This window comes from Streptomyces sp. TRM70350 (genome assembly GCF_019219825.1).
Taxonomy (GTDB): Bacteria; Actinomycetota; Actinomycetes; order Streptomycetales; family Streptomycetaceae; genus Streptomyces.
Window position 1 is genome coordinate 121,293 of the sequence record NZ_JAHUXH010000005.1, and the last position, 15,937, is coordinate 137,229.

At 70.4% G+C, this 15,937-nt stretch carries 12 protein-coding genes; 7 read left to right on the forward strand and 5 right to left on the reverse strand.

Features of this window, described 5'->3' with window-relative positions:
• Window positions 1-223: 223 nt before the first annotated feature.
• Complete coding sequence (locus KWI83_RS10235) at window positions 224-1,048, reverse strand: Fic family protein (RefSeq protein WP_218513999.1); 825 nt, start codon at window positions 1,046-1,048, stop codon at window positions 224-226.
• A gap of 101 nt (window positions 1,049-1,149) precedes the next feature.
• Here KWI83_RS10235 and KWI83_RS10240 point away from each other — a divergent pair, with 101 nt between their 5' ends.
• Complete coding sequence (locus KWI83_RS10240) at window positions 1,150-2,130, forward strand: ATP-binding protein (RefSeq protein WP_218514000.1); 981 nt, start codon at window positions 1,150-1,152, stop codon at window positions 2,128-2,130.
• A 6-nt stretch (window positions 2,131-2,136) separates the two neighbouring features.
• On the opposite strand, the gene KWI83_RS10245 is transcribed toward KWI83_RS10240, so the two are convergent.
• On the reverse strand, window positions 2,137-3,402 hold the full coding sequence (locus tag KWI83_RS10245; RefSeq protein WP_218514001.1) for a hypothetical protein: 1,266 nt from the start codon (window positions 3,400-3,402) through the stop codon (window positions 2,137-2,139).
• 293 nt (window positions 3,403-3,695) lie between these two features.
• Here KWI83_RS10245 and KWI83_RS38260 point away from each other — a divergent pair, with 293 nt between their 5' ends.
• From KWI83_RS38260 to KWI83_RS38265, 6 genes are all read left to right on the forward strand, one after another.
• On the forward strand, window positions 3,696-6,848 hold the full coding sequence (locus KWI83_RS38260) for a SulP family inorganic anion transporter (RefSeq protein ID WP_256362044.1): 3,153 nt from the start codon (window positions 3,696-3,698) through the stop codon (window positions 6,846-6,848).
• Between the two features lie 275 nt (window positions 6,849-7,123).
• A complete protein-coding gene (acs, locus tag KWI83_RS10260) occupies window positions 7,124-9,079 on the forward strand; it encodes an acetate--CoA ligase (RefSeq protein ID WP_218514002.1) in 1,956 nt (651 codons plus the stop codon).
• Between the two features lie 203 nt (window positions 9,080-9,282).
• A complete protein-coding gene (gene nhaA, locus KWI83_RS10265; protein ID WP_218514003.1) occupies window positions 9,283-10,704 on the forward strand; it encodes a Na+/H+ antiporter NhaA in 1,422 nt (473 codons plus the stop codon).
• 78 nt (window positions 10,705-10,782) lie between these two features.
• Window positions 10,783-11,289: a phage holin family protein gene (locus tag KWI83_RS10270; protein WP_218514004.1), complete on the forward strand. Its 507-nt coding sequence runs from the start codon at window positions 10,783-10,785 to the stop codon at window positions 11,287-11,289.
• Window positions 11,286-12,224: an alpha/beta fold hydrolase gene (locus KWI83_RS10275; protein WP_218514005.1), complete on the forward strand. Its 939-nt coding sequence runs from the start codon at window positions 11,286-11,288 to the stop codon at window positions 12,222-12,224. Before KWI83_RS10270 ends, KWI83_RS10275 begins: the two co-directional genes overlap by 4 nt.
• A 179-nt stretch (window positions 12,225-12,403) precedes the next feature.
• The gene (locus KWI83_RS38265) at window positions 12,404-12,583 is read left to right on the forward strand and encodes a hypothetical protein (RefSeq protein WP_256362045.1); all 180 of its coding nucleotides are present in this window, start codon (window positions 12,404-12,406) and stop codon (window positions 12,581-12,583) included.
• Window positions 12,584-12,589: 6 nt separating this feature from the next.
• Here KWI83_RS38265 and KWI83_RS10280 read toward each other — a convergent pair whose 3' ends face one another.
• From KWI83_RS10280 to nth, 3 genes are all read right to left on the reverse strand, one after another.
• Entirely contained in the window at window positions 12,590-13,789 is a 1,200-nt protein-coding gene (locus tag KWI83_RS10280; protein WP_218514006.1) for a MarP family serine protease, read from the reverse strand.
• Between the two features lie 78 nt (window positions 13,790-13,867).
• Window positions 13,868-14,563 carry a CoA pyrophosphatase gene (locus KWI83_RS10285; RefSeq protein WP_218514007.1) on the reverse strand — a complete coding sequence of 232 codons (696 nt, stop codon included), beginning with the start codon at window positions 14,561-14,563 and terminating at the stop codon, window positions 13,868-13,870.
• 82 nt (window positions 14,564-14,645) lie between these two features.
• Window positions 14,646-15,704 (reverse strand): endonuclease III, encoded by a 1,059-nt coding sequence (gene nth / locus KWI83_RS10290; RefSeq protein ID WP_308122014.1) that lies wholly within the window; start codon window positions 15,702-15,704, stop codon window positions 14,646-14,648.
• Window positions 15,705-15,937 lie beyond the last annotated feature (233 nt).

The window sequence follows — 15,937 nt, forward strand, 5'->3', positions numbered from 1 at the left end:
GACATCCGAGAGGATCACCTTTTAAACGCAATTGGCCCCACGGACCGAGCATGAACACCGGGCACCCACGCGACGTCGACCCGTCGATTACGGGCCAGCCGCACCAGGTGACGGGCAAAGATCCCGACCTGATGGGCGACATATCGAGGACGCTTGGTAACCCGGTGGGCATGCCAGCGGCGGTACGAGAACTCGTACCGCCGCAACCCTGTTCGGGGACCCTTTACGCCGCCCCGCGCTGGAGCGCCTCGCACACCGCCGTCGACTCGCGCGCACCCAGTTCGACCGCCCGGCCGCAGTGCGCGATCCACGCGGCCATGCCCTCGGGACTGCCGGAGAGATAGCCCTCGAACGCCGCCAGATAGGCCGCGCGGCCCAGCTCGGCGTGTCCCACCTCAGCCGGGCAGACCGACTTCGGATCAAGGCCGCTGCCGACCAGGACGATCCTCTCGGCCGTGCGTGCGACCAAACCGTTGTGCGAGACGAAGGGGCGCAGCGCGAGCAGCTCACCGTGCACGACGGCGGCCGTGACCAGCGCGGGCGCCGAACTCCCCGCGATGATCAGCTCGGACAGCCCCTCCAGGCGCCCGGACACCTCGGCCGCGCTCGGCAGCGGCTGTTCGACCAGCGGCTCGTCGACCGGCTCACCCTGCTGCCGGGGCCGTCCCACCTGATCGGCCTTGTCCGCGGCCGCCACCAGGTGCAGCCGGGCCAGCACCCGTAGCGGCGACTGCCGCCAGATGGACAGCAGTTGCCCCGCCTCGGCGGTCAGCCGCAGCGCCGCGCCCATCACCCGGGCCTCGTCGTCGCCACGGAAGTCGGTACGCCGGCGCACCTCTTCGAGGGCCCAGTCCGCACCGGCCAGCGCGCCGGAGCCACGGGCTCCGCGCAGCGCCGCCTCGGACGTGATCTCGTTGCTGCGCCGACGCATGATCCGGTGCCCGTAGACCCGGTCCACGGCCTTGCGTACGGACTCCACGGAGTCGGCCACACCGGGCAGCGAGCCCAGGGCGGCGAGCGGATCGGCGGTCGCGCCTGTCGTACTCATGAGTACGACACTACGCACCCCCCGAGGAAACCCCACTAAGGAGTGGTCTTCTTCACGCATCACCGCTCCACATGCCCGACGCGCCACTACGCTTGATGAACATGAAAATTGCTTTCGTTGGCAAGGGCGGCAGTGGAAAGACCACCCTGTCCTCTTTGTTCATCCGCCATCTGGCGGCCGCCGGGGCCCCGGTCATCGCGATCGACGCGGACATCAACCAGCACCTCGGAGCCGCGCTCGGCCTCGACGAGGCGGAGGCCGCCGGGCTGCCCGCGATGGGTGACCGGCTGGCACTGATCAAGGACTACCTGCGCGGCACCAACCCGCGCATCGGCTCCGCCGAGTCGATGATCAAGACGACGCCGCCCGGCGAGGGCTCACGGCTGCTGCGGGTGCGCGAGGACAACCCGGTCTACGACGCCTGCGCCCGGCCGGTGGAACTCGACGGCGGGGCCGTCCGTTTGATGGTCACCGGCCCCTTCACGGACGCGGATCTCGGGGTCGCCTGCTACCACTCCAAGACCGGAGCGGTGGAGCTGTGCCTGAACCATCTGGTGGACGGGCCCGACGAGTACGTCGTGGTGGACATGACGGCGGGCTCGGACTCCTTCGCCTCGGGCATGTTCACCCGCTTCGACATCACGTTCCTCGTCGCCGAGCCGACCCGGAAGGGGGTCTCCGTCTATCGCCAGTACAAGGAGTACGCCCGCGACTTCGGCGTCGAGCTGAAGGTCGTCGGCAACAAGGTGCAGGGCCAGGACGACCTCGACTTCCTCCGCGCCGAAGTCGGCGACGACCTGCTCGTGACGGTCAGGCACTCCGACTGGGTGCGTGCCATGGAGAAGGGCCGGCCGCCCCGGTTCGACCAGTTGGAGAACGTCAACCGGCGCGCCCTGGACACGCTGCGGACGACCGCCGACGCGACGTACGAACGACGCGACTGGGAGCGCTACACCCGCCAGATGGTGCACTTCCACCTGAAGAACGCCCAGTCCTGGGCCAACGAGCGGCACGGGGCCGACCTGGCCGCCCAGGTCGACCCCGACTTCGTACTCCGCGAGGGCGTCGTCGAACCCGCCTGAGGACGCCTACAGCCGGTCCGCCGGAACCCCGGGCGCGCCCTTGGGGGCCGGGGCGGGGCGGGCCGACAGGAAGGATGCCCAGCCCTGCTTCGGGGCCTCGCCGACCTTGAGGGTGCGCAGCTTGGCGAGGATCTTCGGGTCCTGGGCGTCCAGCCAGTCGACGAGCTGGCGGAAGGACACGCAGCGCACCTCGGGCTTGGTGCACACCTGCTCGATGACCTCCTCGACGGCGCGCATGTAGGTGCCGCCGTTCCAGGACTCGAAGTGGTTACCGATGATCAGGGGTGCGCGGTTGCCGTCGTACGCCCGCCGGAAGCCCTGGAGCAGGCCGTCGCGCATCTGGTTGCCCCAGTACTCGTACTTGCTGGGGTCACCCTGGGTGGTGGTGCCCGACTGGTTGACCATGAAGTTGTAGTCCATGGTCAGCTGCTCGTAGTTGTGCCCCGGGAACGGCACCAGCTGCATGGACAGATCCCACAGCCCCTCCTTCTTGCCGGGCCAGACCTGGTTGTTCACGCCACTGGTGTCATAGCGGAAGCCCAGCTCCCGGGCGGCCTTGCGGAAGTTGGCCTGGCCCTCCAGGCAGGGGGTACGGGCGCCGATCAGTTCCCGGTCGTAGTCGAAGGGCAGCGGGGCGGCGTTCGTCAGGCCGCTGTTGGTCTTCCAGGACTTCACGAACTGCTTGGCCTGGGCGATCTCGTCCTTCCACTCCTCCACCGACCACTCGCCGACACCACCGCCGCTGCCGCAGAAGTGGCCGTTGAAGTGGGTGCCGATCTCGTTGCCCTCCAGCCACGCCAGCCGCAGTTGCTTCACGGTGTCGGCGATGCCCTGCCGGTCGTTGAAGCCGATGTCGGAGCGGCCCGGTGAGTGCTGCGGCGGCTTGTACAGGCCGCGTTTGTCCTCAGGCAGCAGGTACACGCCACTGAGGAAGTACGTCATGGTGGCGTTGTTGGCCTTGGCCACCTCGCGGAAATGGGAGAACAGCCGCTGGCTGTCCTCGCCGGCACCGTCCCAGGAGAACACCACGAACTGGGGCGGTCGCTGACCGGGCTTCAACCGCTCGGGGCGGGGCAGATGAGGCTGCGCACCGGTGAACGCGGTGGAGCCGTCCCCGATCAACCGGACCGCGCTCTTGGGCGGCGCCGGCGCACCCTGCGGACCGGAGGACCCTCCCTCCGAACTGTCGGAGCCGGTCCCGCAGCCGGCGAGTGATACGGCACAGACCGCGGCGCCCATGGCGCCCGCGGCGATCCTCTGGGTGGCGGCCATTCCGCCCACCTTCCTTCTCCAGTCGACGAGTCGGCAGCGCCGCCAAGGTCGCATGGGACAGAGAAGGAATTAGTACGACAAGCCGATGAAATGGGCACTTCACTCACTGGAGTGATTGATTAACCCATTTGCCGGGAAAATCCATGCTTGGCCTTTACTCTGCATTACGATTCGTTTACTGAAAGTTGCTGATCCCGCCGCTGCACGCCGTGACCCACGGCCGCGACCCGACCCCGCCACGGCGGGGGAACCACTTGTTCCGCGACCGCGCTGCCCCGGAGGAGACGGGAAACATGTCAGCCTGCGTCCCTACCCGAGCCCCCGACCCGCATCGACCGAAGCGGGTCCACCCACCCCACAGCCCGCCGCCGGCCCGGCGTCGCCGGTTCCATATCGCCGGTGCCGATGTGTCGGCCTCCATCTCTGTCTTCCTGATCGCGCTGCCGCTGTCCCTGGGCATCGCCCTCGCCACCGGCGCGCCGCTCCAGGCCGGGCTCGTCGCCGCGGCGGTGGGCGGCCTGGTCGTCGGGCGGCTCGGCGGCTCCCCGCTCCAGGTGAGCGGCCCGGCGGCCGGCCTCACGGTCGTCACCGCCGACCTCATCCACCGCTACGGATGGCGTACGACATGCGCCATCACCGTCCTCGCCGGACTCGCCCAACTCGGCCTGGGCTGTCTGCGCGTGGCCCGCTCCGCGCTCGCCGTCAGCCCGGCGATCGTGCACGGCATGCTGGCCGGTATCGGCGTCACCATCGCCGTCGCCCAGTTGCACATCGTGCTCGGCGGCACCCCGCAGAGCGTCGTCCTGGACAATCTGCGCGCGCTGCCCGCCCAGCTCGCCGACCTGCATCCGGCCGCCGTCACGACGAGCGCGCTCACGCTTGCCCTGCTGCTGGCCTGGCCCCGGCTGCCCGGCCGGGCGGGCCGCCTGCTGCGCAAGGCGCCGGCCGCGCTCGTCGCCGTCGCCGGGGCCACCGCGGCCGCCTCGCTGGCCGGGCTCACCCTGCCCAAGGTCGAGCTGCCCAACTGGAGCAGCCACGCCCTGGCCGGACTGCCCGAGGGCCCGGTGCTGGGCCTCGTCGCCGCCGTGCTCAGCACCACGCTGGTGTGCAGCGTGCAGTCGCTGCTCGGCGCGGTCGCCGTCGACAAACTGGCCGCCGGCCGACCCGACCTCGCCGGCCGCGTCCCCCGCTCCGACCTGGACCGCGAACTGCTCGGGCAGGGCGCCGCCAACATCGTCTCCGGCGGACTCGGCGGGCTGCCGGTCGCGGGTGTGGCCGTGCGCAGTTCCGCGAATGTGCAAGCGGGCGCCGTGAGCCGGAACTCCACGATGCTGCACGGCGTTTTCGTAGTGATCGCCACGCTGCTGATGGTTCCGTTCCTGGAGCTCATCCCGCTCGCCTCGCTCGCCGCCCTGGTGATGGCCGTCGGCATCCAGATGGTGTCCCTGAACCACATCCGCACGGTGACCCGCCACCGCGAGGTGCTGGTGTACGTGGTCACCACCCTCGGCGTGGTGTTGCTCGGCGTCCTGGAGGGCGTGGCACTGGGCATCGCCGTGGCCGTCGGCGTCGCCCTGCACCGCCTCACCCGCACCCGCATCACCCATGAAGTGACGGAAGGAGTCCATCACGTACAGGTAAGAGGACAGTTGACGTTCCTCGCGGTGCCACGGCTCAGCCGTGCCCTGCACCTCGTCCCCCAAGGGGCCGACGTGGTCGTCGAGTTGGACGGCTCGTTCATGGACCACGCGGCGTACGAGACCCTGCAGGACTGGCAGAACACGCACACCGCGACGGGCGGCACCGTAGAGCTGACCGGCCGCCGCGCCGGGGTCCGCATCGCCGAGCCCATGGACTTCCCCGGCCGCGAGGGGGAGACCGGGGTCAACGAGCCGGACGCCTCGGCCGGTTGCCGCTGCAGCCCGTGGACGCCATGGCGCAACCACCAGTGCGAGGTGCAGCAGCCACTGTTCGCCACGCCGGGGAGTGCGGCGGGGCAGCGCGGGGATTCGGGCGGTTCCGGCGGCGCCGAGGGCTCGACGGATTCGGCGAGCTCGAAGGTCGCGGTGGGCGCGGTGGACGCGAAGAGTTCGCCGGGCTCGAAGGGCACGGTGACCTCGAAGGGCTCCCCGCACTCGGGGGGCTCGGCAGGGTCGCAGGGCTCCCCGCACTCGGAGGGTTCAGCAAGCTCCCAGGGCTCCCCGCACCCCGAAGGCTCGGCAAGGTCGCAGGGCTCGTACAGGCCTGTCGGCCCGGACGGCTCCACCGACTCGGGCACGTCCGGCGGCATGCCCACCTCCGGCACGTCCGACGGCTCCGGCAGCCCCGGCAGCATCGGCACCCCCGGCACGCCCGACGGCCCCGGCACCCCCGGCAGCATCGGCACCCCCGGCACGCCCGACGGCCCCGGCACCCCCGGCGGCATGCCCACCCCCGGCACGCCCGACAGCCCCGGCACCCCCCGTGGCATGCCCACTCCCGGCAGCCCGCACAGCTCCGGCGACTCGGGCAACGCTCACAGCCCCAACGGCTCCCCCCACTCCGCCAACTGGCACCCCGCCGACGACTCAGACGCCGGCTCCCCCGATCCCGCCAGCTCCTACAACCCCCACCGCTTCCACAACCCCAACAGCACTGGCAGCCCCAACAAACCCAAACCCAACAACCCCGACACCATCGCCAGCCCCAACCCCAACCTGAACCCCACCGACACCCCCCACAACCCCACCGGCTCCCCCCGCAACCCCGCGAATCCCCCCACCGCCATCAACACCCCAGCCAGCCACCAACTGGCCCGAGGCATCAGCGCCTTCCAGCGCAACACGGCCCCCCTGGTCCGAGGCGAACTCGCACGCCTGGCCCGCGAGGGACAGCGTCCCGTCCAGCTGTTCCTCACGTGCGCCGACTCCCGGCTGGTCACCTCGATGATCACCTCCAGTGGTCCGGGCGACCTGTTCGTGGTGCGCAACGTCGGCAACCTGGTGCCACGCCCCGGCGAGGAGAGCGGCGACGACTCGGTGGCGGCGGCGATCGAGTACGCGGTGGACGTACTGAAGGTGCGGTCCATCACGGTGTGCGGTCACTCCGGGTGCGGAGCCATGCAGGCGCTGCTCAACTCCGAGCCGGGCAGCGCGCGCACCCCGCTCAGGCGGTGGCTGCGGCACGCGCTGCCCAGCCTGGAGCGCATGGCCGACGACAACCGGCCCTGGCCCCGGCTGGCCGGGCGGCCGCCCGCCGACGTGGTCGAGCAGCTGTGCCTGACCAACGTCGTGCAGCAACTGGAGCACCTGCGCGCTCACGAGTCGGTGTCCCGGGCGCTGCGCGAGGGCGCGTTGGAGCTGCACGGGATGTACTTCCACGTCGGGGAGGCACAGTCGTATCTCCTCACGGAGAGTGATGACGAGCACGTGTTCGACACCGTCCGTGCGGCGGACCTGTCCGCGTGAGCGGCACCCAGTCGCCCACCGTTGCCTCGGCCCCGGGAAACCAGCCCGGGGTGTGAGGGGCGTAACAGGGCTGAACCGGCTTCCGGCGCCGTCCGTGGGAAGGAATGACCAGGCGTCGGAAGCGGTCGGGGTCGGCCTGGCCACGCCAGGGGCATGCCGTGACCATGCCCCTCAACAGGTCTAAACCAATATCCCGTCGACCCTTGTCATCGGGCCACCCGGTCTGATGAGCTGTGGCCTGGGACACAACGGACACCCTTCGAGAGGGAGATGTCGTGAGCAACGAGAGCCTGGCCAACCTGCTCAAAGAAGAGCGCAGGTTCGCGCCCCCCGCCGACCTGGCCGCCAACGCCAATGTCACGGCGGAGGCGTATGAACAGGCCAAGGCTGACAGGCTCGGCTTCTGGGCCGAGCAGGCCCGGCGGCTGACCTGGGCCAAGGAGCCGACCGAGACGCTGGACTGGTCGAACCCGCCGTTCGCCAAGTGGTTCAAGGACGGCGAGCTCAACGTCGCGTACAACTGCGTGGACCGGCATGTCGAGGCCGGACACGGCGACCGCGTGGCCATCCACTTCGAGGGCGAGCCCGGCGACAGCCGCGCCATCACCTACGCCGAGCTCAAGGACGAGGTCTCCAAGGCCGCCAACGCCCTGCTGGAGCTGGGAGTCCGGAAGGGCGACCGGGTCGCCGTCTACATGCCGATGATCCCGGAGGCCGCGGTCGCGATGCTGGCCTGCGCCCGGATCGGCGCCGCGCACTCCGTGGTCTTCGGCGGCTTCTCGGCGGACGCGCTGGCGACCCGCATCCAGGACGCCGACGCACGCGTCGTCATCACCTCCGACGGCGGCTACCGGCGGGGCAAGCCCTCCGCCCTCAAACCGGCCGTGGACGAGGCGGTGGAGAAGGCGGGCAACGTCGAGCACGTCCTCGTCGTCCGCCGCACCGGCCAGGACGTCGCCTGGACCGAGGGCCGGGACGTGTGGTGGCACGACCTCGTGGACCGGCAGTCCGCCGAGCACACGCCGGAGGCGTTCGAGGCGGAGCACCCGCTGTTCATCCTCTACACCTCCGGTACGACGGGCAAGCCGAAGGGCATCCTGCACACCTCCGGCGGCTACCTCACCCAGGCGTCGTACACCCACCACGCGGTGTTCGACCTGAAGCCGGAGACCGATGTGTACTGGTGCACGGCCGACGTCGGCTGGGTGACCGGGCACTCCTACATCGTCTACGGGCCGCTCGCCAACGGCGCCACCCAGGTGATGTACGAGGGCACCCCGGACACCCCGCACCAGGGCCGCTTCTGGGAGATCGTGCAGAAGTACAAGATCACGATTCTCTACACCGCGCCCACCGCGATTCGTACGTTCATGAAGTGGGGCGACGACATCCCCGCGAAGTTCGACCTCTCCAGCCTGCGCATCCTGGGCTCGGTCGGTGAGCCGATCAACCCCGAGGCCTGGATCTGGTACCGCAAGCACATCGGCTCCGACCGCACCCCCATCGTGGACACCTGGTGGCAGACCGAGACCGGCGCGATGATGATCTCTCCGCTGCCCGGCGTCACCGAGACCAAGCCCGGCTCGGCGCAGACGCCGCTGCCCGGCATCTCCGCGACGGTCGTCGACGACGAGGCGAACGAGGTGCCCAACGGCGGCGGTGGCTACCTGGTCCTCACCGAGCCGTGGCCGTCGATGCTGCGCACGATCTGGGGCGACGACCAGCGGTTCATCGACACGTACTGGTCGCGGTTCGAGGGCAAGTACTTCGCCGGTGACGGCGCCAAGAAGGACGACGACGGCGACATCTGGCTGCTCGGCCGCGTCGACGACGTCATGCTCGTCTCCGGCCACAACATCTCCACCACCGAGGTCGAGTCCGCCCTCGTCTCCCACCCCTCCGTCGCCGAGGCGGCCGTGGTGGGCGCGGCGGACGAGACGACCGGGCAGGCGATCGTCGCCTTCGTGATCCTGCGCGGTACGGCGGCGGAGACCGAGGACCTGGTCGGCGAGCTCCGGAGCCACGTCGGCGCCGCGCTGGGCCCGATCGCCAAGCCGAAGCGGATCCTGCCGGTGGCGGAGCTGCCGAAGACCCGCTCCGGCAAGATCATGCGCCGCCTGCTGCGGGACGTCGCGGAGAACCGCCAGCTGGGTGACGTGACCACGCTCACCGACTCCACGGTCATGGACCTCATCCAGGCGAAGCTCCCGGCGGCGCCCAGCGAGGACTGAGCCCGGCTGGAAGGGGCACCCGGCGAAGGACGCGACAGGCGCGCCGGGGGCCCCTTTTGCGCGTAACGTGAAGATCACCTGACCGGCCCGCCGCATCTTAGGTAAGGTAAGGAACGCGTCAACAATGCCATAATGCTCCAAAGGTGCGCCGGGAAGTCTGGTCGGCATGTCATTTGTGCTGCCCACCGACCGGAGGTCTTCCCTTGACCGCGCCCAACCCCGCACGTAAGGCCTTCGCACGCCTGTCCCTGCCCGAGCGGACCTTCGTCGCGGACGCGTTGCGCACCGAGACGGTCGGCGGTGTGCTGCTGCTGATAGCCGCGGTCATCGCGCTGATCTGGGCGAACATACCCATCCTGCAGGACAGCTACGAGACCGTCTCCCACTTCCACATAGGCCCGGCCGCCCTCGGCCTCGACCTCTCCATCGCGCACTGGGCCGCCGACGGTCTGCTCGCGATCTTCTTCTTCGTCGCCGGTATCGAGCTCAAGCGTGAGCTGGTCGCCGGCGATCTGCGCGACCCCAAGGCGGCCGTCCTGCCGGTGGTCGCCGCGCTGTGCGGCATGGCCGTACCGGCGCTGGTCTACAGCCTCACCGCCGGCCTCGGCGGCGGTTCCCTGGCGGGCTGGGCGGTGCCCACCGCCACGGACATCGCCTTCGCGCTCGCCGTGCTCGCGGTCATCGGTACGTCGCTGCCGAGCGCCCTGCGCGCCTTCCTGCTGACGCTCGCCGTCGTGGACGACCTGTTCGCGATCATGATCATCGCGGTCTTCTTCACCAGCTCGATCAACTTCGCCGCCCTCGGCGGCGCCGTTGTGGGCCTCGGCGTCTTCTGGCTGCTGCTGCGCAAGGGCGTCCGCGGCTGGTACCTGTACGTCCCGCTGGCGCTGGTGATCTGGGCGCTGATGTACAACAGCGGCGTGCACGCCACCATCGCGGGCGTCGCCATGGGCCTGATGCTGCGCTGCACCACCCACAAGGGTGAGAAGCACTCCCCCGGCGAGCACATCGAGCACCTTGTGCGCCCCGTGTCCGCGGGCCTCGCCGTACCGCTGTTCGCCCTGTTCAGCGCGGGCGTCTCGGTCTCCGGCGGCCTCCTGGGGGACGTGTTCACCAAGCCGGAGACGCTGGGTGTGGTCCTCGGCCTCGTCGTCGGCAAGACGCTCGGCATCTTCGGCGGCACCTGGCTGACCGCCCGCTTCACCCGGGCCTCGCTCAGCGAGGACCTCGCCTGGCCGGACGTCTTCGCCGTCGCCTCGCTCGCCGGCATCGGCTTCACCGTCTCGCTGCTCATCGGCGAACTGGCCTTCGAGGGCGACGCGGTGCTGACCGAAGAGATCAAGGCCGCCGTACTGACCGGTTCACTGATAGCGGCGCTGGTCGCGACGGTGATGCTGAAGATACGGAACACCAAGTACCGCAGGCTGTGCGAGGCCGAGGAGCGCGACGAGGACCTCGACGGCATCCCGGACATCTACGAGGAGCACGACCCGGCGTACCACCTGCGGATGGCGGAGATCTACGACCGTAAGGCCGCCGAACACCGTCGGCTCGCCAAAGTCAGGGCGACCGAGCTTGCCGAAGTGGGCGGCGGGGCAGGCGATGAGGGCGACGGTCCGGCATGATCTGACGGGACGGTACAAAAGACGGGACCGTGCACAGTCAGTCACAGACGGACCCGTACGCAGAAGAGGGAGACCGCGATGAGCGCACCCGACGGCAGCCCGGTCGGCGCCGAACGCAGTATCGGCCAGCTGTTCGCCTCCGCGACGGCCGAGATGTCGGCGCTGGTGCACGACGAGATCGCGCTGGCCAAGGCCCAGCTGAGGCGGGACGTCAAGCGCGGTGCGACGAGTGGCGGCGCGTTCATCGCGGCCGGTGTGCTGCTCCTGTTCTCCCTCCCGATGCTCAACTTCGCCCTGGCCTACGGCATCCACACCTGGACCGACTGGAACCTCGCGCTCTGCTTCCTGCTGTCCTTCGCGGCGAACGTCCTGATCGCCCTCGTCCTGGCCCTGATCGGCGTGGTGTTCGCCAAGAAGGCCAAGAAGGGCAAGGGCCCGCAGAAGGTGGCCGCGTCGGTGAAGGAGACGGCGGGCGTACTGCAGAAGGCCAAGCCGCATCCGCGCCCCGCGCGGCCGGAGCTGCCCGAGCTGCCCCGGGACCGCGCGCCCGAGGCCATCGAGGCTGTGGCACGCTCGTCGTCATGACGGAACCCGACACCCCTTCGGCGCAGCCCGGCTCGGTCATCCGGCCCGAAGGCCCCTGGACGCACCGGGATGTGGCGGCGAACGGCGCGCGCTTCCACATCGCGGAGCTGGGCGACGGACCGCTGGTGATGCTGGTGCACGGCTTTCCGCAGTTCTGGTGGGCCTGGCGGCACCAACTGGTCGCGCTCGCCGACGCCGGGTTCCGGGCCGTCGCCATGGACCTCAGGGGTGTCGGCGGCAGCGACCGCACGCCCCGGGGGTACGACCCGGCCAACCTCGCCCTCGACATCACCGGCGTGGTCCGCTCGCTCGGCGAGCCGGACGCGGCGCTGGTCGGGCACGACCTCGGCGGCTATCTGGCGTGGACGGCGGCCGTGATGCGGCCGAAGCTGGTACGCCGTCTGGTGGTGGCGTCGATGCCGCACCCCCGGCGCTGGCGATCGGCGATGCTCTCCGACGTGCGGCAGACGGCGGCGAGTTCGTACATCTGGGGGTTCCAGCGGCCGTGGGTCCCGGAGCGGCAGCTCGTCGCGGACGAGGGGGCGCTGGTCGGGCGGCTGATCCGGGACTGGTCCGGGCCGCGGCTGCCGGAGGACGACGCGGTGGCGACGTACCGCCGCGCGATGTGCATCCCGTCGACGGCGCACTGCTCGATCGAGCCGTACCGCTGGCTGGTCCGCTCCCTGGCCCGCCCCGACGGCATCCAGTTCAACCGCCGGATGAAACGCCCCGTCCGCGTGCCGACCCTGCATCTGCACGGCTCCCTCGATCCGGTGATGCGCACCCGCAGCGCGGCCGGGTCCGGCGAGTACGTCGAAGCCCCGTACCGCTGGCGCCTGTTCGACGGCCTCGGCCACTTCCCGCACGAAGAGGACCCTGCCGCGTTCTCCAACGAGCTGATCAGCTGGCTGAAGGACCCCGAACCGGACCGCTGAACCGAGCCGCCGAACCGGGCCGTCCGGCCGAAAGCCCGCGCCCCGTCCGGTCGGCGAGCCGATGCGCCCGCATGCGGAGCGGTACGCCTGTCCTACGAACTGCCAAATGCCTGGCGCATAGGCCAATTGGCCGCCTCGGAGGCGGTTATGGACCTTGGGGCGGGGGCACACGTCGGGGTATGGGCTGGACGCACGACTACAGTGACGCAGCACGCACTCGCCGCTCGGGCAACGGCCCGGGCACCCACCGCCGGGGCACCCCGCAACTGGCGGGCACCGACCCGAGGGTGGGCATCCCGCGCATTCTGCGCCGCCGGGCCCGCTGGGTCTCGGTACGGCTGCGTCACCCTCGCGGGTGACGCTCGCTAGAGCGCGCAGCTGTCGCTGTCCACCTGCTGGCTCGCTGTACGGCCCTTGGTGATGTCCTCGCGGATCTCGTCCACGGTCAGCGCGTACCCCGTCTCGGCGTCGTCGCGGGACTTCGCGAAGACGACACCGTAGACCTCGCCCTCGGGCGTCAGCAGCGGACCGCCGGAGTTGCCCTGGCGGACGGTCGCGTACAGCGAGTAGACATCGCGGCTGACGGTGCCCCGGTGGTAGATGTCCGGGCCGCTGGCCTCGATGCGCCCCCGCACGCGCGCGGAGCGCACGTCGTACGCGCCGTTCTCCGGGAAGCCCGCGACGATCGCGCTGTCCCCCCTCGCCGCGTCGTCGGCGGCGAACTTCAGGGCGGGCGCGTCCAGGTCGGGTACGTCGAGTACGGCGATGTCGCGCTGCCAGTCGTACAGGACGACCGTCGCGTCGTACCGCCGGCCCTCCCCGCCTATCTGGACGGTGGGTTCGTCGACGCCGCCCACCACGTGCGCGTTGGTCATCACGCGGCGCTCGCCGAAGACGAAGCCGGTGCCTTCCAGGACCTTGCCGCAGCTCTGGGCGGTGCCCATCACCTTGACGATGGAGCGCTGGGCGCGCGCGGCGACGGGACTGTTGGCCAGGGCCGGGTCGGGCGGCTGCACCTCGGTGATGGGCTCGTTGGCGAACGGGCTGAAGACCTGCGGGAAACCGTTCTGCTTGAGCACCGAGGAGAAGTCGGTGAACCACGTGTCGGCCTGCCCGGGCAGCACCTGGTCCACGCCGAACAGCACCTTGGAGTTGCGCACCTCCTTGCCGATGGTCGGTATCGTCGTCTGGGCCAGCAGAGAGCCGAGCAGCCACGCCACCAGCAGCATGGCGACGACGTTGACGAGGGCGCCGCCGGTGGCGTCCAGGGCGCGGGCCGGGGACCAGGTGATGTACCGGCGCAGCTTGTTGCCGAGGTGGGTCGTCAGGGCCTGGCCGACCGAGGCGCAGACGATCACGACGACGACCGCGACGACGGCGGCGGTCGTGCTCACCTCCGAGCTGTCGGTCAGCGCGTCCCAGATGACGGGCAGCGTGTAGACGGCGACGAGGCCGCCGCCCAGGAAGCCGATCACCGACAGGATGCCGACGACGAAGCCCTGGCGGTAGCCCACGATCGCGAACCAGACGGCGGCGACCAGCAACAGGATGTCCAGCACGTTCACCGCTTCAAGCCTCGCCTCATCACTTCGCGATCACTCCTGGTCGGCCGGGGGCCCGGCCACAGCACGAGGGCCACCCTGTCATGACCGCCAGTCGAGCGGGACCTGCTTGTCGCGGTCCCACGGTCTCTCCCAGCCCGCGTAGTGCAGCAGGCGGTCGATGATTCCGGCCGTGAAGCCCCAGACAAGGGCGGATTCGACCAGAAATGCCGGACCTCGGTGGCCGCTGGGGTGGACGGTGGTGGCGCGGTTGGCGGGGTCCGTGAGATCCGCCACGGGGACGGTGAAGACCCGGGCCGTCTCATTCGGGTCCACCACTCCCACCGGGGTCGGCTCCCGCCACCAGCCCAGCACCGGCGTCACAACGAAGCCGCTGACCGGGATGTAGAGCTTGGGCAGCACGCCGAACAGCTGCACCCCGGACGGGTCCAGGCCGGTCTCCTCCTCCGCCTCGCGCAGCGCGGCCCGCAGCGGCCCGTCGCCCTGCGGGTCGCCGTCCTCGGGGTCGAGGGCGCCGCCGGGGAAGGACGGCTGTCCGGCGTGCGAGCGCAGCGAGCTCGCCCGCTCCATCAGCAGCAGCTCGGGGCCGCGCTCGCCCTCGCCGAACAGGATGAGTACGGCGGACTGGCGGCCGGCGCCGTCCTTCGGGGGCAGGAAACGGCTCAGATGGAGGGCCTCGACCGTCTCCGCGGCGCGCACGACCGGGTCCAGCCAGTCGGGCAGCCCCTCCGTGCTGAGCACCACCGGGCCGCCCTGTGTCTCGCTCGCATGTGTCATCGCCACCCCCGTCGTCCTGATGCATCCAACGCGGAACGGCACCGAGATCGTTCCGGTCGGGGCGAACGCGTCGCTGCTTTCCTCATCCGGCCCCCAGCGGCGGGGCCGGTTTGCCGCCCGCGTCCAGATACGCCTGTGGGGGTTTCAGACGCTGACCCGGGAAGCCGCCCTTCTCGTACTTGAGCAGCTTCTTCGCCTTCTCCGCGTCCGTCTCGCCCTCGCCGTAGGCCGGGCAGAGCGGGGCGATGGGGCAGGCGCCGCAGGCGGGCTTGCGGGCGTGGCAGATGCGGCGGCCGTGCCAGATCACGTGGTGGGAGAGGTCCGTCCAGTCACTCTTGGGGAAGAGCGCGCCGACGGCGGCCTCGATCTTGTCGGGGTCCGTCTCGTCGGTCCACCGCCAGCGCCGCACCAGCCGCTGGAAGTGCGTGTCGACGGTGATGCCCGGGCGGCCGAAGGCGTTGCCGAGCACGACGAAGGCGGTCTTGCGGCCTACGCCGGGCAGCTTGACGAGGTCTTCGAGCCGGTCCGGGACCTCACCGCCGAAGTCCTCCGTGAGGGCCTTGGACAGCCCTGTCACCGACTTGGTCTTGGCCCGGAAGAAGCCGCACGGCCGGAGGATCTCCTCGACTTCCTCCGGGTTGGCGGCGGCCAGGTCCTCCGGGGTCGGGTACTTCGCGAACAGGGCCGGGGTCGTCTGGTTGACGCGCAGGTCGGTGGTCTGGGCGGACAGGACCGTGGCGACCAGGAGCTGGAAGGGGTTCTCGAAGTCGAGCTCCGGGTGGGCGTACGGGTAGACCTCGGCGAGTTCGCGGTTGATCCGGCGGGCCCGGCGGACCAGGGCGGTACGGGACTCGCCGCTCGGCGGCTTCGGGGTGACGGTCTTCGCGGGGGCGGCCTTCTTCACGGGGGCGGAGGCCTTCTTGGGGGCGACGGTGGGCTTCTTGCGGGCGAGCGTGGCCTTCTTGACGGGACCGGCGCTCTTGGCGGTGGCTTTCCGGGCCGGAGTCTTCTTGGCGGGAGCCTTCTTGGCGGGAGCCGTCTTTGCCGCAGCCGTCTTTGCCGCAGCCTTCTTTGCCGCCGCCGACTTTGCAGGGGCGGCTTTCCTGGTGGCGGCTTTCTCAGCAGGAACGACCTTCTTCACATCCGTCCGCTTTGCCGCCTTTGCCGCTTTTTCTCCGCCGCCGGAATCCTGTTCGCCCACAGCGGAATCTCGACGTACAACCACCCGCGCAGCCCCCTAGGCCTGTGCTCTCACCGGCGTTTTGGACACCCGGCCAGCCTAAGCCCCGGCACCGACATCCGCCCCGGACCCCGAAGATCAGCGCCCAATTGGACCCCTGCCGCTTACCACGGCACAGCGGTGCGGCATCCTTG